The 18680-nt window shown below is 41.3% G+C and carries 24 protein-coding genes and 1 pseudogene; 1 reads left to right on the top strand and 24 read right to left on the bottom strand.

Going from position 1 to position 18680, the window contains the following annotated elements:
• Window positions 1-49: 49 nt before the first annotated feature.
• Window positions 50-817 (bottom strand): META domain-containing protein, encoded by a 768-nt coding sequence (locus FTU39_RS09210; protein ID WP_180052079.1) that lies wholly within the window; start codon window positions 815-817, stop codon window positions 50-52.
• A 95-nt stretch (window positions 818-912) separates the two neighbouring features.
• On the opposite strand from FTU39_RS09210, the pseudogene FTU39_RS09215 reads away from it, so the two are divergent.
• Window positions 913-1053: pseudogene (locus tag FTU39_RS09215) on the top strand (LysO family transporter); the annotation flags it as partial.
• A gap of 62 nt (window positions 1054-1115) precedes the next feature.
• Here the strand turns inward: FTU39_RS09215 and FTU39_RS09220 are convergent.
• The 23 genes from FTU39_RS09220 to FTU39_RS09330 all read right to left on the bottom strand — a co-directional run bounded on the left by FTU39_RS09220 (window position 1116) and on the right by FTU39_RS09330 (window position 18679).
• Window positions 1116-1313, bottom strand: coding sequence for a hypothetical protein (locus FTU39_RS09220; protein WP_179997006.1), 198 nt, complete (start codon window positions 1311-1313; stop codon window positions 1116-1118).
• A gap of 110 nt (window positions 1314-1423) precedes the next feature.
• The gene (pyrF, locus tag FTU39_RS09225) at window positions 1424-2104 is read right to left on the bottom strand and encodes an orotidine-5'-phosphate decarboxylase (RefSeq protein ID WP_180052080.1); all 681 of its coding nucleotides are present in this window, start codon (window positions 2102-2104) and stop codon (window positions 1424-1426) included.
• A gap of 182 nt (window positions 2105-2286) precedes the next feature.
• Window positions 2287-2652 (bottom strand): lipopolysaccharide assembly protein LapA domain-containing protein, encoded by a 366-nt coding sequence (locus FTU39_RS09230; RefSeq protein ID WP_179993845.1) that lies wholly within the window; start codon window positions 2650-2652, stop codon window positions 2287-2289.
• Between the two features lie 17 nt (window positions 2653-2669).
• On the bottom strand, window positions 2670-2975 hold the full coding sequence (locus FTU39_RS09235; protein ID WP_004976773.1) for an integration host factor subunit beta: 306 nt from the start codon (window positions 2973-2975) through the stop codon (window positions 2670-2672).
• 159 nt (window positions 2976-3134) lie between these two features.
• Window positions 3135-4811, bottom strand: a complete 1677-nt coding sequence (gene rpsA / locus FTU39_RS09240) for a 30S ribosomal protein S1 (protein WP_004976774.1) — start codon at window positions 4809-4811, stop codon at window positions 3135-3137.
• Between the two features lie 119 nt (window positions 4812-4930).
• Entirely contained in the window at window positions 4931-5623 is a 693-nt protein-coding gene (cmk, locus tag FTU39_RS09245; RefSeq protein ID WP_154320795.1) for a (d)CMP kinase, read from the bottom strand.
• A gap of 16 nt (window positions 5624-5639) precedes the next feature.
• Window positions 5640-6071 carry an SRPBCC family protein gene (locus tag FTU39_RS09250; RefSeq protein ID WP_019836521.1) on the bottom strand — a complete coding sequence of 144 codons (432 nt, stop codon included), beginning with the start codon at window positions 6069-6071 and terminating at the stop codon, window positions 5640-5642.
• Between the two features lie 101 nt (window positions 6072-6172).
• Window positions 6173-6664, bottom strand: a complete 492-nt coding sequence (gene tadA / locus FTU39_RS09255; RefSeq protein WP_004976782.1) for a tRNA adenosine(34) deaminase TadA — start codon at window positions 6662-6664, stop codon at window positions 6173-6175.
• Between the two features lie 27 nt (window positions 6665-6691).
• Window positions 6692-7813, bottom strand: a complete 1122-nt coding sequence (locus FTU39_RS09260; protein WP_004976784.1) for an enoyl-CoA hydratase/isomerase family protein — start codon at window positions 7811-7813, stop codon at window positions 6692-6694.
• Window positions 7810-8523 carry a uracil-DNA glycosylase gene (ung, locus tag FTU39_RS09265; RefSeq protein WP_004976786.1) on the bottom strand — a complete coding sequence of 238 codons (714 nt, stop codon included), beginning with the start codon at window positions 8521-8523 and terminating at the stop codon, window positions 7810-7812. The genes FTU39_RS09260 and ung overlap by 4 nt, the downstream gene beginning before the upstream one ends.
• A 37-nt stretch (window positions 8524-8560) precedes the next feature.
• Window positions 8561-9157: a 6-carboxytetrahydropterin synthase gene (locus FTU39_RS09270; protein WP_104851897.1), complete on the bottom strand. Its 597-nt coding sequence runs from the start codon at window positions 9155-9157 to the stop codon at window positions 8561-8563.
• A 175-nt stretch (window positions 9158-9332) separates the two neighbouring features.
• Entirely contained in the window at window positions 9333-10316 is a 984-nt protein-coding gene (gene gspK / locus FTU39_RS09275) for a type II secretion system minor pseudopilin GspK (RefSeq protein ID WP_180052081.1), read from the bottom strand.
• Window positions 10317-10329: 13 nt separating this feature from the next.
• Window positions 10330-10953: a type II secretion system minor pseudopilin GspJ gene (gspJ, locus tag FTU39_RS09280; RefSeq protein ID WP_180052082.1), complete on the bottom strand. Its 624-nt coding sequence runs from the start codon at window positions 10951-10953 to the stop codon at window positions 10330-10332.
• Complete coding sequence (gene gspI / locus FTU39_RS09285) at window positions 10950-11330, bottom strand: type II secretion system minor pseudopilin GspI (RefSeq protein WP_179990279.1); 381 nt, start codon at window positions 11328-11330, stop codon at window positions 10950-10952. The genes gspJ and gspI overlap by 4 nt, the downstream gene beginning before the upstream one ends.
• Window positions 11320-11871 (bottom strand): prepilin-type N-terminal cleavage/methylation domain-containing protein, encoded by a 552-nt coding sequence (locus FTU39_RS09290; protein WP_131261481.1) that lies wholly within the window; start codon window positions 11869-11871, stop codon window positions 11320-11322. Before FTU39_RS09290 ends, gspI begins: the two co-directional genes overlap by 11 nt.
• Window positions 11872-11877: 6 nt before the next feature.
• Window positions 11878-12492, bottom strand: a complete 615-nt coding sequence (locus FTU39_RS09295; protein ID WP_004976797.1) for a TetR/AcrR family transcriptional regulator — start codon at window positions 12490-12492, stop codon at window positions 11878-11880.
• Window positions 12493-12585: 93 nt separating this feature from the next.
• The gene (locus tag FTU39_RS09300; RefSeq protein WP_004976800.1) at window positions 12586-13359 is read right to left on the bottom strand and encodes a TatD family hydrolase; all 774 of its coding nucleotides are present in this window, start codon (window positions 13357-13359) and stop codon (window positions 12586-12588) included.
• A gap of 24 nt (window positions 13360-13383) precedes the next feature.
• Complete coding sequence (locus FTU39_RS09305; protein WP_026438361.1) at window positions 13384-13725, bottom strand: PilZ domain-containing protein; 342 nt, start codon at window positions 13723-13725, stop codon at window positions 13384-13386.
• A gap of 10 nt (window positions 13726-13735) precedes the next feature.
• Entirely contained in the window at window positions 13736-14725 is a 990-nt protein-coding gene (locus FTU39_RS09310; protein WP_004976804.1) for a DNA polymerase III subunit delta' C-terminal domain-containing protein, read from the bottom strand.
• 14 nt (window positions 14726-14739) lie between these two features.
• Entirely contained in the window at window positions 14740-15501 is a 762-nt protein-coding gene (kdsB, locus tag FTU39_RS09315; protein WP_004976805.1) for a 3-deoxy-manno-octulosonate cytidylyltransferase, read from the bottom strand.
• 11 nt (window positions 15502-15512) lie between these two features.
• On the bottom strand, window positions 15513-16526 hold the full coding sequence (gene lpxK / locus FTU39_RS09320; protein WP_004976808.1) for a tetraacyldisaccharide 4'-kinase: 1014 nt from the start codon (window positions 16524-16526) through the stop codon (window positions 15513-15515).
• A gap of 3 nt (window positions 16527-16529) precedes the next feature.
• Window positions 16530-18257: a lipid A export permease/ATP-binding protein MsbA gene (msbA, locus tag FTU39_RS09325; protein ID WP_180052083.1), complete on the bottom strand. Its 1728-nt coding sequence runs from the start codon at window positions 18255-18257 to the stop codon at window positions 16530-16532.
• Window positions 18257-18679 (bottom strand): biopolymer transporter ExbD, encoded by a 423-nt coding sequence (locus FTU39_RS09330; RefSeq protein WP_004976812.1) that lies wholly within the window; start codon window positions 18677-18679, stop codon window positions 18257-18259. The genes msbA and FTU39_RS09330 overlap by 1 nt, the downstream gene beginning before the upstream one ends.
• Between the last annotated feature and the right edge of the window lies 1 nt (window position 18680).

An 18680-nucleotide genomic window follows, 5' to 3' on the forward strand; every position in this document is an offset into this window, starting at 1 on the left:
ATTGTAATGATAAAGGAGAGGATAATTTATGATCCTCTCCTTTATTGTTTTAAGGTTCGTAATAATCGCCATTACCTGACCTTGGTATGGTGTAATAAACATCCACATACGAACGCTTGTGATCTTTTAGGGGAAAACGTTTCACTAAAATCATGGCATACGTATTTTCAATATGCTGATAATCTTCAATTTGATCTTGTTTAATAATTTGCCACTGTCCTTTTTCCCGATTTTCCCATAATCCGACCTCTTTAATTTCACGAATCTTTAAGCATTGTGGTCGATCGGAAGCTGCGCTGTTATTTTCACAAGATACGAAATGAGGAAAAACCTCAAATGTTAAAATTTCAGGTTTAGACTGATATTTTGTTTCAGGTGTCATTTTTCCTACAAATGAATACTGCTGACTATCTAACATTTTAAATGTTAAGGTTGGTTGAGCAATATTGGTTGAATCCAAGGTAAATATAGCCTGCTTGTCTTGATCAAATAAATTTGTCGCTAATACTTCTTGTTTTGCTAATTCATCAGAACATCCCATAGCGGTTAGCATAAAATCTTCTGTCGCAATTAATTTTTTCCCCTGAATTTTATAAGGCGCACCCCCAGCATTACACCCTGTATTCACCCCAACACTATTATTTTCAAAGATTAATTTAATTGGAGGATTCTCATTTGGGGGTTGATATTGCCAAAAATATGAAGTTAATATTTTCTCTGGATCTACTGAAATCTTTTTTGGCTCCTGTACAACTGGGGTACAAGCAAGTAAACCCACACTACAGCATAAAAAGAAAAATATAGATTTAACTTGCATTTAGTCCCTCCTCCATATCTATCTGCTGATATTTTGTATAGCACTTATCTGGGCATAATGGATGAATCATATACTGGGATAAAATAAAAAATTAAGCAACTTCAATGGATGTTACCCTGGCCATGGTGAAGCAATCATGTGGCACGCATTATGTGCCACATGCCATGATGAGTGGCTTAATTCTTTCGCTACTCGCACCACTATTGATTAGTTTATTTTTAAATTTGAAGTTTTAAATGGTATTGCAACGCAAATGAGAGGCAACCATAAGTTGCCCCCATTTTATGACATCTTGATCTTAGAAATTAATATCAATATTGCTTAAAACATCACCCAAAAAATCCAAAATATCTGCCCCAATTTCAATCACATCCACGCCCGATGTCCAATCTGTACTCTGACTTTGAGGTGCCTGTTGTTGTTCGGTTTCTTCTAACTGTTGTACAATTTCTTCGGCTTGTTGTTGTAAATCTTCCGTATTTAATTCAGGGGACATGAAAAAATCCTCAATTAAAAAAATCTCATAAAATCACACTATATTCAAAATGAAAAGCCTTTCTTAAAAAAGGCTTTTCGCACTCATGTGACAAAGTAAAAGTACAACAATTACAACGTCGCTAAAATATCTTTTAAAGTCTGATTTGGATTAGCAGCTTGTGTAATAGGACGACCAATAACCAAATGTGTTGAACCGTTCAGCATTGCCTGTTTAGGTGTCACAATACGTTTCTGGTCATCTGCATTCGAACCCTCAGGACGAATCCCTGGAGTTACTAAGGCAAAATCCTGCCCTAAGATTTCACGCAACATTTTGGCTTCTTGCGCAGAACACACCACACCATCTAAACCACTTTCTTGAGTGAGTTTAGCTAAACGCTGAACTTGCTCAAAAGGCTCAATATCTAAACCTAAATCTTTTAAATCTTCACGCCCCATAGAGGTTAGTACAGTCACTGCAATCAGTTGAGTCTGATAATTCCCTGCTTTTAAACGCTCCACACAGGTTTCCATCATTTTACGACCACCTGAGGCATGCACGTTGACCATCCATACGCCTAAATCTGCTGCAGCACATACAGCCTGAGCCGTTGTATTTGGAATATCGTGAAATTTCAAATCTAGAAAAACCTCAAAACCTTTGTCATGCAAGGCTTTCACGACTGCAGGACCTTCATGGGTAAATAACTCTTTACCAACTTTTACTCGACATAATGCAGGGTCTAATTGTTCTGCAATGGTTAAGGCGTCATATTGGCTTTTAGCATCGAGGGCAACAATGATACTCAAGAGAATTACCTATGGATTTGACAAAGAGTCGCTATTATAAAGTGATTCGTGCCAAGCAGATAGTCAAAAAGACAGCTTATCCCCCATCGCAGCGATAATCAGCCATTCGTCAAAGGCACACATAAAAAAACACCCCAAGATAACCTTGAGGTGTTGATGATCAATTCGCTCAACAGAGCAAATTAAAGTGCATTAGAAGAACGATCTTCAGTATGCACATCTAATACCGTTTTTTCATGACGAGTATGCGCAGCAGCTTCAGAAGCAGCCAGTTGAGCTGCATGAATTTGCTCTTTGCGTAGGTATTCAATATCTTTACGTAGTCGCTTAATTTCCCAACTATTTTGGAATACACGGAAAACCTGCACGCCCAACAATAACCCTAGCACCAAACCAAGTGCCAATGTAATCAGTAGCAATAGACCCAAACGCATTGCAGGCACTTGAGTAAATAACAGGTCAACTGAAAGTTCAGTGCCGTTTTGCAAAACCAATGCCAGAGAATATCCAAATAGAATAACTAAAATAGCGACTAGAACGTAACGCATAAACACCCCTAGGAATTTTATTTATTTACAGACTCGTTTACTGCATCACGTAGTGCTTTACCCGGTTTAAAGTGCGGTACAGCTTTAGCCGCAACTTCTACAGACTTACCTGTTTTTGGGTTACGACCTACACGTGGTTCACGGTGATGCAATGCAAAACTACCGAATCCACGAATTTCAATTCGGTTATCTGCCGATAGTGATGCAATCATTTGATCAATCATGATCTTCACAGCTTCTTCCACCAATGGCTCAGCCAAATGTGGATTTTTCAAAGCAATTCGTTCTATCAAATCAGACTTATTAAGTGCTTCAGTAGTCATCTGCGACCTCTTTAATTATCAAGCTACTTTTACCTAAACTGATAATAACCTGTTTAAATACAAAACGGTAGCGTAATAATTGAATACTACGCTACCGTTTACAGTATTTGTGTAAAAAGTATGTGCTAATTTACATTAACCATACAGTTTACCCGCAACTTAGTTGCCCATTTGAGCTTTGATCAAGTCACCAATTGTCTTAGGACCATTGTCTTGACCGCTAGTTGCAGTTTTCAAGTTAGCAACAGCTTCTTTCTCTTCAGCTTCGTCTTTCGCTTTGATAGACAAGTTGATAGAGCGAGATTTACGGTCTACGTTGATGATTTTCGCTTCAACTTCTTGACCAACTTCCAAGAACTTAGTTGCATCTTCAACGCGATCACGGTTGATTTCAGATGCTTTAAGTGTTGCTTCAACTTCGTCAGCTAACTTAACAGTTGCGCCACGAGCATCAACAGCAGTTACAGTACCTTTAACCAAAGCACCACGTTCGTTAGCAGCTAAGAAATCGTTGAATGGATCGCTGTTCAATTGCTTGATACCAAGGCTGATACGGTTGCCTTCAGCGTCTACAGAAAGGATAACCGCTTCAACAGTGTCACCTTTCTTGTAACGACGAATAGCTTCTTCGCCTTGCTCGTTCCAAGAAATGTCAGACAAGTGAACTAGGCCATCGATACCGCCTGGTAAACCGATGAAGATACCGAAGTCAGTGATTGACTTGATTGTACCTGAAACTTTTTCACCTTTGTCGTGGTTCTTAGCAAACTCTTCCCATGGGTTAGCACGAGTTTGTTTGATACCAAGAGAAATACGACGACGCTCTTCGTCCACTTCAAGAACCATAACGTCAACTTCGTCACCAATCTGAACAACTTTAGATGGGTGGATGTTTTTGTTAGTGTGGTCCATTTCTGAAACGTGTACTAAACCTTCAACGCCTTCAGCGATTTCTGCGAAACAGCCGTAGTCAGTTAAGTTTGTTACGCGAGCTTTAACGATAGAACCTTTAGGATAACGGCTCATGATCGCTAACCATGGATCTTCGCCTAATTGCTTAAGACCTAAAGATACGCGGTTACGCTCTTTGTCAAATTTAAGTACTTTAACAGTAACTTCTTGACCCACTTCAACCACTTCTGATGGATGCTTGATACGTTTCCAAGCCATGTCAGTGATGTGAAGAAGACCGTCAATACCGCCAAGGTCAACGAATGCACCGTAGTCAGTAAGGTTCTTAATCGTACCAGTAACAGTTTGACCTTCTTCAAGCTGAGCAAGAAGCGCTTCACGGTCAGCTGAAGATTCAGCTTCCATAACTGCACGACGAGATACAACAACGTTGTTACGTTTAGCATCAAGTTTGATAACTTTGAACTCTAACTCTTTACCTTCAAGGTGAGTTGTGTCACGGATAGGACGAGTGTCTACCAAAGAACCTGGTAAGAACGCACGAACTGGACCGATGTCTACAGTGAAACCGCCTTTAACTTTACCAGAGATAACACCAGTAACGATTTCGCCGTCTTCAAAGATTTTTTCAAGTTTAGTCCAAGTTTCAGCACGTTTCGCTTTTTCACGTGATAAAACAGTTTGGCCCATACCGTTGTCAAGTGCTTCAACAACAACATCAACGGTGTCACCAACTTGAACTTCAAGTTCGCGTTGTTCGTTTAAGAATTCAGCGCGGTCAACAACGCCTTCTGATTTAAGGCCAGTATCAACTGTTACCCAGTCAGAGTCGATGCTTACTACAACGCCTTGGATGACAGCACCCTTTTCAACGTTGAGGTTTAATTCGCTTTCTTCAAAGAGGGCTGCAAAAGATTCGGTCATGATATACCTGATAAAGTCAGCGGTCTTGGATCAGACAAGGCCGGTTTAGTTAAGCGTCTACATAGTCCGTATAGAACTGATCAAGCTATGCGTTCGCTGAATAGGTTTATTTCACGCGGTTAAGCGCGGCAAATAGCAAGCTTCTGATCGACATAAGCTGTCATTAATGCAAATACTTCATCAATGTTCAACTCAGAACTATCAATGATGTAAGCATCTTCTGCAGGCTTGAGCGGAGCAACTGTGCGCTCCATGTCTCGTTTGTCGCGAGCCTGTATATTCGCTAAAATGTCGCTTATTTTAGCATCCAGCCCCATACCCTGCAACTGTTTTACTCGTCTTTGTGCACGCGACTCTGCCGAAGCAGTTAAATAAATTTTAGCCTGCGCATTTGGAAAAATACTGGTCGCCATATCGCGTCCATCTGCAACCAAGCCTGGTGCTTGGGCAAAGGCATGCTGACGTGCAAGTAATGCTGTGCGCAATTCAGGTACTGCCGCAACTTTTGAGGCATATTCCCCCACACGTTCGGTACGTATGGTTTGCGTGACATCTTCACCATCAAGCAACACTTGTGTGCCATCTGGCTGGGTCACAAATTGAATATTGAGCTGTGTTGCAATGGCAACGCATTGACTCAGTTCAGTATCAAGTTGATCTAGCAAATTCTGCTTATGTAACGCCAAACCCAACAAACGATACAACGCACCAGAGTCGAGTAAATGAAACTGATAATATGCTGCCAATTTTGCCGCGAGTGTGCCTTTACCTGAACCGCTAGGGCCATCAATGGTAATAATTTGAACCGTCATGCTGTTTCCGAAATGATTAGAGAGATTTTGCGAGTTTGGATAAACCAATTTTAATTGCAGTTTTCAACTGCGCAAGAATAGCTTTGCTCACAAACGGAACTCGCGCTTGTAGCTCAATGCTATACGTGACCAAGGTTTTGTGATCTGCCACTTGCTGAAATTCAATGGTACCCAAATGATGTTTGATCAATGGATTTTTAATGATTTTATATTCAATCCGCTGATTCGGTTCAAGCACGGTAATTTGCTCTTGCAAAGGTTTAATTGGCCCAATCCCCATACGACGCACCGAACCTACACCATCTGGACGTTCAGGGTCAGCAGAGTCTTTAATGCGCACCACTTGCATTGGTGCAAACGCAATATTATAAGTTGCATGTTTAGAAAGTAATTCAAATACTTGCGCAACTGGCGCATTAAATTCTTTTTTAATTTGAATAGCGTGCATGGTTTGCCCTGATGATGAATGCTATGTTGTGTTTGATTTAGTTTAACGCAAATCAAGCCTAAAACTCAGAACTGGTTTTGATCATGGAGGTCATTTATCAACTATTGCTGCTTTTGTTGTTTCTTTTGCGCACGGCGCATCTTAAAAAAATCACTCAACTGGGCTGAACATTGCTGCTCTAAACAACCTGATTGATACTCAAAAATATGATTGTAATAGCCTGACTCTAAAAGCTTTCTAGCACTGATCAATGAGCCGGCTTTGGGTTCAGTTGCTCCAAATACCACACGTTTGATTCGCGCATGAATGAGCGCACCCACACACATGGTACAAGGCTCCAGTGTGACATAAAGCGTGGCATCTTCAGGCAAACGATAATTTTGAATATGATCACATGCTGCACGGATTGCCACAATTTCGGCATGTGCGGTTGCGTCGTGTAAGGAAATAGGCGCGTTATAACCCGCGCCAATCACTTGATTTTGACTAACGATGACAGCCCCCACAGGAATTTCCCCCTGTGCTGCAGCCAAAGCAGCCTGCGCATAGGCAAGCTGCATCCAGTCTTCATCACTATAGTTCTGTTCTGACATTTAAATATGAGTAAAAATCAATACGAATTAAATAATCTCGTATTGTTTCAATAACTCATTCCAGCTTTCAATGCTCGTCACAGGTGGATTGTCTGCAAAAATGGTTTTGAGCTGCACTGGCCCATTTTGCTGCCAAGCTGGTGCAAGGTCTTTATCGACCAAACGTGCGCGCACACCTTCGACAAAATCTGCGTGGCGAATTTTCCAGTCTGAAATTTGCGTTTCCAGTTCAAACACTTCATTCCAAGCGTGAACCTTCTTACCCCATTGCCATAGTAACCACGTTAAAGCTGCTGTGGTTGGTGAACCTTTTTGCAAGTTTTCACTGGCTTGACGTAACCAATCGCTACGTGCATCGCTTAGACCAATGATGGATTCATAATCACTTTCAAAACTCACACCACGGCACACGCTTTGAATCACATCCAAAGAATTCTGTAGCGGCCCAGGCCCTACAGGACGGTGCATGCTGTTCAAGGTATCATCAATGGCACGGAAGTCACCTGCAGGGTAATGATTCCAGTCAATATTAATGACTTTTTCTAATACAGAAGCGCGTTGTGCATCACAAATATGGGTTGCCCAACCAATACCATACGCACCTGCAGCAGTCATAATTGAACCCGTTAAACCTGTGAACAAGCCAATCGCACCACGGTCAGCCAAGAAACGAGTTGCCCCTACATCTGGGTATAAACCAATGTTAATTTCTGGCATAGCTAAACGTGAATACGGTGTCACCAAACGGAATGGTGCAGCCATAAATAGACCTAAGCCACCACCCATGACATAACCTTCACCCCACACTAAAACAGGCTTGGCATAGTTATGTAGCAACAAGTCCAACGCATATTCTTGCTCAAAGAATTTATTGGCAGTTGCAACCTCATCATTAATGACAAGCTGACGTAATTTACGCACATCACCGCCTGCACAAAATGCTTTTGGTGTGGTCGAATCTAGCCAAATTGCTTTTACGCTATCATCGGTATGAAAGTCTTCAAATACTGCCAATAATGCAGAAACAATAGATTCATCTAAAGCATGCAAAGATTTTGGGCGATTCAAACGTACAATGCGCCAACCGTTATTTGCTTCTTCGACAATTAAATCCGGATGATATTCTTTAGAAATGGGAGAATGTGTCATGCGTCCAGCTGCCAGTCTATAGGCTCAATGCCATTTTGTTTAAGATAATTATTTGATTTTGAAAATACTTTACATCCAAAAAAACCACCGCGGTTTGCTGCCAATGGGGATGGATGCGCTGCCTTCAAAATCAGATGTTTATTTGGATCTATACGTTGTCCTTTACGTTGTGCATACGCGCCCCACAAAATAAACACAATATGCTCACGTTGTTGATTTAACACATCAATCACATGATCTGTAAAATCTTCCCAACCCTGCTTTTGGTGCGAGGTTGGTTGTCCTGCTTCTACCGTTAACACGCTGTTGAGCAGCAATACCCCTTGCTCTGCCCAATGCGTTAAATCACCGTGTCTTGGAATAGGCACACCTAAATCTGTATGTAACTCATGGAAAATATTACGCAAAGATGGTGGCAATGCAACCCCTCTTTGTACAGAAAAACTAAGTCCATGTGCCTGATTAGGTCCATGATAAGGGTCTTGCCCAATAATCACGACTTTCACCTGATTTAAAGGCGTGGTATTTAAAGCATTAAATATCAGTGAACTTGGTGGATAAATCACCTTATTCTGTTGTTTTTCCTGCAACAAAAAATCGCGTAGCGCATCCATTTGTGGACTCAATAAAAATTCAGCTAGATTGTATTTCCAACTCTCATCTAACTGAACTTTATTTAAGCTCGCATATTGCTGCTCAGTAAAAGACATACCGCTATCAATCCTTGTTGATGTCTAATGATGTGATTTAAAGTTTAACTTGTAACTCGACATTCGGGTTTTGGAATGTCATCCCCTGTTTTAATTTTTCATACATTTGTGGGTCTGACCATTCTGTCTGTACTTGCTCAGAGAAATGAATTTGATCCAGACTTAGCAATCCCATCTGCGCATTTTCAATATCTTCCAAAAAGCTTTGTGCATAGCCTGTATCAGTTTCATGCACAATTACAGAATAGACCTCTACATCACCCTCCCCATTTTGTGTGATGGTCGATGCCAAAACTTGCTGTGCCAAATAAAAGAAAATACGTGAAAACTGCTCTGCCGATGGCGATACTGGTAAAGAAACCCAACGTGCGCTGAACGTTTTGCAGGCTTGAATATATGCAGGATCGTCCTGCTCCCAAAAACAAATGGCATGATCAAAAGCATCAAATAATTCTTTGATTACACCTTTAAGCAAACCAAAGTCATACACCATTTGTCCATGATCGAGTTTTGAAGCTTTCAGTAACAATTCTACTTTATAGCTATGACCATGAATCGAGCGCTTACAGCGGTCTGAAGTGCAATTACGCACAATATGCGCATTTTCAAACTTAAATAACTTTCGAATTAACATGGGTCTTAACGTCATCAAAATATTTGGGGGATATTCTTTTTAAGTATAATGCAAAACGTGAACAATAAGCCAATTTTAGCCCACAGATTGCCAGACAAAAATCGTAATGATCAGTTTCAGCACAGACATGCAATGCATTTACATCTAAATAGCAGCACAAGGTTAATGATGATACTTAAAATGGCGTCAGACTTCGCCCACTAACATTGACAGATTTTTCACTACGCACCAAATCACTGCTAAATTGACGTTTGCGCTCGCCCAATACCACTTCAATTTTGGCTTTAAAATAATGTGATTGTACACCCAATAAACCTGTAAATTCATTGCGTATCGCGCTATCGACAGCTTGAAAGCCATCTAACTCCCACAAAGCGTTTACATTGCTAAAGTGTTCCAAATTGGCATTACGACGATCAAATAGATTTTGCACTACAACCACATCCAGTTTTTCATCTAAGCTCGCCAAAACCAAAGCAGGTGCGGTATTAATATTGATAGTGGTATCCCGTTTTGGCAAGGCACTCACATAAGGCGCAATTTGCTGATACTTCGTACCTTCAAAACCACGGACTTGTTTTAATTCTTCTGCGCTGTGAAATAAGCTATTGGGCGGTAAATAAGGAATTGCTAAACCTTGGTAATAACTCGACTCTGCACCCATTGCACCACTCGGCTCATCATCTGCATCTTGCCAGTCAATCACGGCTTCACTTAATTGAGCAGGTAGCCCAACACGCTGCAACAGCTTTTCAAAATATTTTTTTGCTTTTTCGTTCACTTGATCTTCGGTTGTCAGCAAACTATTTAAATTAAATTTCCCCGACTCATCTTGTAATACGCCCGATACATAACCATCTTCGACTGGAAATGGCGGCATCGGTTTTGCCCAGTTCTCTTGTAAATGATCAACTTGACCAGCATTTTCAGCATCATCTTGCAGTAATTCTGCAAAAAATACTTCGGCACTTTTGGCATATAACAATGCCTGATTTTGACGCATCAAATACGCGGTATTTTCACTGGTGTACATTTGCCGCTTGGCAATGGTCGCTGCCAAAATCGTGGCTAAAGCAACCAACATCAAAATCGTAATCAAGGCGATGCCTTGTTGTGATTTGATGATGCTACCTAAGCGCTGAGTCGATTTCGAATACATTGCCATTGTGCCTTTAATTGTCTTTCTTCTTTAAAAAATCAGTCTGCAATAAGCTAAATATCCATTCATATTGCACGTCACGCACGGTTAAATTTATTTTTATTCCTTTCGGGAGTAGCCTTAATTGTTCAGTTTGCTGAGGATCAATATTGCTTTCAGGCCAACTACTTAATTCATTTGGATTCAATACCATAATCTCAAAGGCTTCAACTTCATCCAACATCACGCTCGACTCAGGCTGATCATTGCCCGTTTGATGCAAATTACGATATTTTAAACGATACAATTTTTTTTCATCGGCACGATATTGATATTCAACACGCTCATGGGGTGAAATACCCTGCTGCAAAGGATCGGTCACCCCTGTTTTACTGAAATTAAAGCGTCCATTTTGTAAAACTAAAGCAGGTTGTTGCTGCCCTTTAACATTGGCCGTTAATGGAACAGCCTGCATCGTGTCACGTAAAATTTGTTGATAGCTTTCTTGCAACTGCTCTAAATTGGCTTCATGCATCGCATTGCGATCTTTGACTTTGGCGAGATAATCAAATACTTTCCAACCCAAAGCAGACAGCACTGCAAAAATTGCAATAGCGACTAGCAACTCAACTAAAGTGAAGCCTCTCTTTGTACTCATGATTGCTGCTCACGGGCATTAAAAAACACCAAAGAAGTCACCCCTGCTTCAACTTGCCCCGTGTCTTGATTATATAAACTGATTTGGAGATCAACACGTTGCACATTCGGGCTAATGGTTGGCTGTGTGGACTTGTCAATTTGCCATGTTTCGCCCTGTTGTGTCACTTGCTTTGACTCTGTTCCACTTAACCATTGCCGATTCATTTCCATCAATGCCACTTCATTCAAAGCCACAAATTGTGCTTTGGTTCTTAAAATTGCATTGGCGGTGGATTGGGTATATTGCATCGCCACTTTGGTCATTGCCATAGCTACTGTTGCAAAAATTGCCAAAGCCACCATAACTTCAAGTAGTGTAAATCCTTTAGCTTTCATGGATTTTTCCTAAATGATCGACCTCTATTTCCGCACCTACAGGACGCTGTTCTAAATAGAACTGAATACGCACAGGTTTGGCTTCACCATTGCCCAGCCAAATCAGTGCGGGTGCATTACCTTGCAGCAACTCACTATTGTTAGCATTCGGATAGCTTTGTTCTAAAGATAAAATTTGGATAGAAACTTGTTCAGGCAACGTTCTGCTTTTAAATTCGCCATAGTTTTGCCATTTTTGATTATTTTGCAGGGTTAATTGTTGTTCTGAAGCATAAGGCTGATATTCCAGTACATCATATCGCGCAGGTGAAACATCGGTTGCTTGATGCAAATTGAGTGCAAAAATACGCGCTTGATCATTGGCTTCACGATTCAGTTTACGCAAATCCAATAAAAACACTTCCCGCGCCTGCATGGCTTTACGCTGATCAACACCACCGATATTCATTAAAACCAGCGATGCCATAATCGCCATAATGACTATCACCACCATCAATTCAATGAGCGTAAAACCGCGAACCGAAGATAGTGGTGTGTTCATAGCGTATTAATTCAATTGCTCGAAAGATTGTGCTTGTTTGGGCATCGCCAACGCTTGATCGATATAGGCCACACGTAAAGTATCCCGGGAACCTAAATAACGCTGATAGAAACTTGAGTTTAAAATGGCTGCCGCACCATGCGTAAGTGCCCAAATTGAAGCCAGATAATCACGCACTTCCATGTGACTATTAATAGATTCCAAATATTGTTCAGTCATACGGATAATGATGCGTAATCGGCTTTTACGAACCTGATATAGTTCACTAAACAACAAGCCAATGCCAACACCCGTTGTAGAAAGGCGTTCTTCAATTTGATGAAAAAGCACAGTACGTTCAGGATGATGTAAGTGATGCAGCATAAAAAATGCTAGATGTTCAGGAAACTGTTTTTCCGCATCTTTAATCATTTCTAGCAACATGCGCTCATTACGAATAATAAGCAACATATATAGTTCATCTTTACTTTGAAAGTGTTTATATAGAGTACCTTTGGCCAAATCCAGTTCTGCTGCCAAAGCATCAAGGGTCATTCCTGCTTCACCATTTTCCAAAAGCAACTGCTCTGCCACTTGGAAAATTAACGTTTCTCTTGCTCGAAACTGAGCCTGACGATCCATCTTCACCCGATAAACTCTCTTTTCACTATTCAATCAATGGAAATTTTTAATATCACCAGAACATTAAATTTTTGCATCATTCCACTATGCAAATTAATGTCCTTTGAGCAGGTTTTCAAAGTTTTGTGTTGTTATGAAAGCCATTTCCTCTAAGGACTTATCATATACATCACTTAGGGCTTTGGCTACATACGGAACGTATTTTGGCTCATTTGTCTTACCGCGATATGGCACAGGTGCCAAATATGGACTATCAGTTTCAATTAAGACACGGTCTAAAGGTACTTGCTTAGCCACATCACGTAAATCTTGTGCATTTTTAAAGGAAACAATGCCTGAAAACGACACATAATAACCGCAATCTAACACCGCTTTGGCGGTTGCCCAGTCTTCAGTAAAGCAATGTAATACACCATGTGTCGATTTTTCTGCACGGATAATATCTACCGTATCTTGCTTAGCAGCACGGGTATGTACCACCACAGGTTTTTTTACAGCTTGTGACGCATGAATATGCCGTGCAAAACAGGCTTTTTGCTCTGCGACAAAATCGGTACTGTGAAAATAATCTAGACCTGTTTCGCCCAAAGCCCAGACTTTGTCTGCTTGTGCCAAAGCAATCAGTTGCTCGGTGGTGGCGCGTGCCATATTTTCAGCGTTTTCACAAGGATGCACACCCACGCTATAACCGACATCGGCATGACGTGCTGCAATTTTTGACAATGCAATATGATCGTCTAAATCGACAGAGATACCCATAATTTTAGACACCCCCGCTAGGCGTGCCTGAGCAATTGCTGCGTCTAAGTCACCATCATAAGGGCTTAAATCCAGCATCGTTAAATGACAATGTGTATCTACAAACACGATTTTTTCCTAAAAGCAAACAACCTACATAGTGTAACTGTTACGGTTGTCAGACTTAAGCCCCGCAAGGATTCTTTCGGCTTCAGATTTGTAATAAACGCCTTTTTCACCGCTCAGTTGAATGCCAAAGCCCTGCAATTTAATGCCATTTTGCTTTTGCGAAATCCAGATGACTTTTCCTGTAAGTGGAATTTTTTGTGATTGTTCAGGCAAAGTTGCAAGTACGAAGATTTCTTCACCCATTTTTACAGGTTGTTTTGAGGGTACAAATAAGCCACCACCCACAACGTATGGCATATAACTTAAATATAGCGTTTCGACATCAGGAATATTGGCCTGAATAATACCGCCCATACGTGGTTGCATCATGTTCCCCTTAAATATTCATTAACTTAATACATAGCTGATCAAGCACTAGATTACTTTGCACGTTTTGCTCAAGCATTGGCTTGGCTTGCTGTAATTCTGCATATAAACCAAACAGACTTTCTAAGTCATATTGTTCAGCCAAATGCTGCAAAGCGGTGCTTAAATCCAAATTTTTAATGCTTTGATTTAGCTTGACACAAATTAAATCACACAACAAGTATTCAAACATCTGACTAAAATCAGTAAAGCTCAGCGCCTTGTTCCACTTGGTTGCGATTGCCATCGGCATATTTTTTTGCGTCACCAGTTTATACCAGTCTTTCAGAAAATCTGTACGCTGTTCCAGCCATTCTGCCTGTGCCAACTGCAAAGCCTGCAATGGCATTTGATTAGACAAATTCATCAACAATTGCTGTTTGTTCGCATCTAAATCGGGCAAATGCTGCTGCAAATATGCCGTAGCCTGTGCAGCATCAATACGGTCTAAAGCAAAATGCTGCAAACGGCTACGAATGGTTGCAGGTAATTTAAGATAATGATCTGCCAGCAAAATAATCACGATGCGATCACCCGGTTCTTCGAGGGTTTTCAGCAACGCATTGGAAGATGCAATATTTAAGGCTTCAGCAGGTTCAATCACAATCACCCGCCAGCCATCTACCGTTTGCTGGACAAAAGGTAATAAATCACGGATCTTCTCGATCTTAATTTTCGCGTTTTGCTTTTTATTCTCTTCATCGGTGCTGATATAGACATAATTCGGATGTGTATCTGATTTTAACCACTGACAACTGCTACATTCACCACAAGGCTGTGACTGCACATCACGCTGTTGGCATAAAATCCAAGCCACAAATTGCTGTGCAAAGGCTTCTTTACCACAACCCTGTTTGCCAAAAAACAATAAACCATGCCCCATTTTAGGAAATCGCCCTGTCAGGTTTTCCCAAACTTGTTGCTGCCAAGGATATACTTGTCCAATTACATCACGTTGCATGGTCGGTGATTCACTTACTCAAAATGGGCAATATCCATTGCATTTAAACGGTCTAAGTCTGCTTGGGTATCTACACCCGGTGGTAAATTGGCTTCTGCAACTGCAATGGCAATACGATGTCCATTTTCCAAGACACGCAATTGCTCTAGGCTTTCCAGCTTTTCCAATGTTCCCATTTCCCAAGTCACATATTCTTGCAGCAATTCCACACGGTACGCATACAAACCTAAATGGCGATACGCATGTGCATGCAATTGTGGTGTCGCTGCTTTCGCACCATCGCGGTCATAAGGAATCGTGGCACGGCTAAAATACAAAGCCTGATTGTGTTTAGACATGACCACTTTAACAATGCTGTCGCGAGTAAATTCATCTAGTTGCTGAATCGGCTCACATAGCGTAGACATCGAGCATTCAGGTTGAGCTTCTAACAACTGCGCCACTTGTTGCACCAATTGCGCAGGCAAAAGTGGCTCATCGCCCTGCACATTGACGATAATATCGTTTTTATCCCAACCTTTAATGCGCGCCACTTCACTTAAACGATCTGTACCTGATGGATGGTCTGCCGAAGTCAGCACTACATCTACACCTTCGGCACGGCATAATTCTGCAATACGAGCATCATCGGTCGCCACACACAAGTCATCAAAACCTGCCACTTTTTTTGCCTGATCAACCACACGTAAAATCATGGCACGACCATGAATTTCCAGTAAAGGTTTGCCTGGCAGGCGTGAACTAGCATAACGTGCAGGGATAACAATGTGCTTCATAATTTTCCTTATCATGGTCTTTCAGGCAGGTTTAAACCCAATTGTTTCAATTGTTGATGTAAGGTGACATAGCAGGCCGATGACAATACTGCATCTACAGGTACAACCCAAATTTCACGCTGAAAATCTGGATATTGTTTTAACAGAGGCAATAACTTTACTGCATCTTTTTCTGTGGTAATCATCGGTTGCGAATCTTCAAACTGCAAATCGGTAATTTCATAGTCATGGTGGTCTGGAAACTCATGGCATTGAAATTGGGTCACACCCATCGACTCTAAAGTTTTATAAAACCGCTCAGGAAAGCCAATGCCCACGACAGCATAAAAATTTTGGGTCGGATCAAAAATTAATTCTTGTGCAGGATGCAATAAGTATGGCGCTGCAACGGCCAAATGCATATTTAATTCAGAACTCGGTTGCGCTGCATGTTCAATCACCGTGGCATGCTCTAATCGAGATTTTGGTTCACGCAAATAACCTTCGGGCAATATTTTCTCGTTACCCAAACCACGATTATTATCTAAAACAATCCATTCCAATTGACGGTTTAAAGCCAAATGCTGCAAACCATCATCACTAATAATTAAATCCAATTCATGCTGTGCAAGTAACAATTCAATACTTTTTTGACGATTTGGCCCCACAGCCATCGGTACGCCTGTAGATTGCACAATCAAAGTCGGTTCATCGCCCACTACGTCAACATTAGCGTCAATGCTGACATAGGCTGGAAATGGGCCTTTTCCGCCATAACCACGGCTAATCACGCCAACACGAACATCTAAACTTTGTAGATATTTGACCAAGTGAATCAGCAAAGGGGTTTTGCCGCTGCCACCCACAGTAATATTGCCAATCACCATCACAGGTACGGGCGCGGTATAAGCGGTTTTAATACCTGAACGATATAAATTTTGATTGAGCAAACTCACACCACGGTACAATAAAGACAAGGGCCTAAGCACAACCAGCCATTTGGCTTGTTGCTGCCAAGCGTCCTGAATAAATTGTGCCAAAGACATGAATTAATGTTCCTCGAAGTTACGTTGATGCAACTGGAAGTACGCACCTTTTCGCGCTATGAGTTCCTGATGAGTACCTTGTTCTAAAATACATCCTTGATCCATCACCACAATACGGTCAGCATTTTCAATGGTAGATAAACGGTGTGCAATGACAATGGTGGTACGGTCTTGCATGGCCGCATCAAATGCACGTTGAATAAAGTATTCAGATTCATTGTCTAAAGCACTGGTGGCTTCATCTAAAATTAAAATCGGTGCATTTTTCAAGATTGCACGTGCAATGGCAATACGCTGTCGCTGACCACCCGACAAATTCAAACCTTGCGCACCTAATGCTGTGTCGTAGCCTTGCGGTAAAGCCATAATAAAGTCATGTGCATAAGCCGCTTTGGCTGCAGCAATCACTGCTTCATCACTCGCACCTTCAAGCTGACCATAGGCAATATTTTCACGCACCGTACGGTTAAACAATACCACTTGCTGATTGACCATAGCAATTTGTGAACGCAGGCTATTCAGCTCAATGTCACGAATATCATGCTGATCAAACAAAATTTGCCCTGAAGATACTTCCTGAAAACGTACCAACAGATTGACCAATGAGGTTTTACCCGCACCTGAACGACCGACCAAAGCCACTGTCTCGCCTGCTTTGACATCTAGATTGAAATCATGAATGGCATGGTGTCCATCGGAATACACCAAATTCACATTTTTAAATTGCAAATTGCCTTTTAGGTCTGGTGTAAGCGTCCCGTGATTGTCTTCTTCAGGCATATCGAGCAATTCAAAGACTGAATGTGCTGCTGCCAAGCCGCGTTGTAATTTTTCATTAATATCGGTAAGGGCTTTAATTGGTTTGCTCAACATACCTGCGGCAGTAATGTAGGCTACAAACTCGCCTGCTGAAATATCACGTAGAATTTCTGGGCGTAAGGCAATCCAGATAATAATTGCCAAAGCAATGGACATAATGAACTGCACCACAGGGCTGTTCAATTGCTGCACTGCCACCATCTTTAAACCACGACGCAGGTTTTCTAAAGAGTTTTCTTTAAATCGGCTTTGTTCATAGGTCTGACCACCAAAACCTTTGACGACCAAATTACCATTCACCGTTTCTTGCACCACGTGGTTTACATCCCCCATGGTGTCTTGTACTTGAATAGATAAACGACGCATGCGTTTTGCAGCTTTACGAATCAGCAAGCCAATTAATGGGCCAAATACCAAAATACAGAGGGTCAAACGCCAGTTGGTATACAGCAAATAGCCGAGCAAGCCGAGTGTAATCAAACCCTGTTGTACCAATGTACGCAGCGATTCTGTAGATGCAGCGGTCAACTGCTCTACGTTATACATAATTTTGGCAGTAATGTGCCCACTGGTATTATCTAAGTAATACTGTGCAGGTAAACGCAGCAATTTAGCAAAGACTTCCTGACGGATATTGAATACCAAATTACGTGAAATCACTGCGGTATAGTAACCGCCAATAAAAGTTCCCAAACCACGGAAAAACATCAGTGCAATGACTAATAGCGGAAATAGTGTGGTGAAAGATTGGTCACGCTCCTGAATGGCATTAATAATTTTTTCCAAGAGTTTTGCCACAGATACTTCTGTGGCTGCATTAATGGCGAAACCGATAATCACCAAGATTGCCAAGCCCCAAAATGGGAGCAAATATCTCAGAAGACGGCGATAGACCTGTAAATCCTTCTTCACTAATAACCTCGAGTTGGGACTTTCGTACTGATATTGATGTTGACGAAACCAAGTTGTCCTGCGACATCCATCACTCGAATCACATCTTGATGAGTGGCTTTGGCATCTGCAGCAATGATAAACATTAAATCACGTCGATCTTGAGAAATTTGTTTAATTGCTGTGCTTAAATCTGCCACTTCCTTAGTCGAAAGTGCCTGACCATTGACAGAATAATGCCCTGAAGAATCTACCACGACTTCAATTTTATGTTCATAAGATTTTGGTGGTACGCCTTGCGCATCTGGCAAAGTTAAATTCATACGGCTAAATTGGTTAAATGTGGTCGAAAGCAACAAAAACACCAAGATGAACAGTAAACAGTCAATCATTGGAGTCAGGTTAATATGAATATCTTCAACTTGCGAGCGTTTGAATTTCATA

It is taken from the genome of Acinetobacter sp. YH12099, from assembly GCF_013419195.1.
In the GTDB taxonomy this organism is placed as follows: domain Bacteria; phylum Pseudomonadota; class Gammaproteobacteria; order Pseudomonadales; family Moraxellaceae; genus Acinetobacter; species Acinetobacter towneri.

Coding starts and splice junctions, on each gene's coding strand:
- gspI (WP_179990279.1), bottom strand. CDS start 11,330: ATGAAAGCTAAAGGATTTACACTACTTGAAGTTATGGTGGCTTTGGCA.
- ung (WP_004976786.1), bottom strand. CDS start 8,523: ATGTCTTTTACTGAGCAGCAATATGCGAGCTTAAATAAAGTTCAGTTA.
- FTU39_RS09270 (WP_104851897.1), bottom strand. CDS start 9,157: ATGTTAATTCGAAAGTTATTTAAGTTTGAAAATGCGCATATTGTGCGT.
- FTU39_RS09260 (WP_004976784.1), bottom strand. CDS start 7,813: ATGACACATTCTCCCATTTCTAAAGAATATCATCCGGATTTAATTGTC.
- FTU39_RS09330 (WP_004976812.1), bottom strand. CDS start 18,679: ATGAAATTCAAACGCTCGCAAGTTGAAGATATTCATATTAACCTGACT.
- lpxK (WP_004976808.1), bottom strand. CDS start 16,526: ATGTCTTTGGCACAATTTATTCAGGACGCTTGGCAGCAACAAGCCAAA.
- FTU39_RS09290 (WP_131261481.1), bottom strand. CDS start 11,871: ATGAACACACCACTATCTTCGGTTCGCGGTTTTACGCTCATTGAATTG.
- kdsB (WP_004976805.1), bottom strand. CDS start 15,501: ATGAAGCACATTGTTATCCCTGCACGTTATGCTAGTTCACGCCTGCCA.
- gspJ (WP_180052082.1), bottom strand. CDS start 10,953: ATGAGTACAAAGAGAGGCTTCACTTTAGTTGAGTTGCTAGTCGCTATT.
- FTU39_RS09305 (WP_026438361.1), bottom strand. CDS start 13,725: ATGCAACCACGTATGGGCGGTATTATTCAGGCCAATATTCCTGATGTC.
- FTU39_RS09220 (WP_179997006.1), bottom strand. CDS start 1,313: ATGTCCCCTGAATTAAATACGGAAGATTTACAACAACAAGCCGAAGAA.
- FTU39_RS09230 (WP_179993845.1), bottom strand. CDS start 2,652: ATGCGTTACGTTCTAGTCGCTATTTTAGTTATTCTATTTGGATATTCT.
- FTU39_RS09210 (WP_180052079.1), bottom strand. CDS start 817: ATGCAAGTTAAATCTATATTTTTCTTTTTATGCTGTAGTGTGGGTTTA.
- cmk (WP_154320795.1), bottom strand. CDS start 5,623: ATGACGGTTCAAATTATTACCATTGATGGCCCTAGCGGTTCAGGTAAA.
- tadA (WP_004976782.1), bottom strand. CDS start 6,664: ATGTCAGAACAGAACTATAGTGATGAAGACTGGATGCAGCTTGCCTAT.
- FTU39_RS09235 (WP_004976773.1), bottom strand. CDS start 2,975: ATGACTACTGAAGCACTTAATAAGTCTGATTTGATAGAACGAATTGCT.
- FTU39_RS09310 (WP_004976804.1), bottom strand. CDS start 14,725: ATGCAACGTGATGTAATTGGACAAGTATATCCTTGGCAGCAACAAGTT.
- gspK (WP_180052081.1), bottom strand. CDS start 10,316: ATGTATTCGAAATCGACTCAGCGCTTAGGTAGCATCATCAAATCACAA.
- rpsA (WP_004976774.1), bottom strand. CDS start 4,811: ATGACCGAATCTTTTGCAGCCCTCTTTGAAGAAAGCGAATTAAACCTC.
- FTU39_RS09250 (WP_019836521.1), bottom strand. CDS start 6,071: ATGCACGCTATTCAAATTAAAAAAGAATTTAATGCGCCAGTTGCGCAA.
- FTU39_RS09295 (WP_004976797.1), bottom strand. CDS start 12,492: ATGGATCGTCAGGCTCAGTTTCGAGCAAGAGAAACGTTAATTTTCCAA.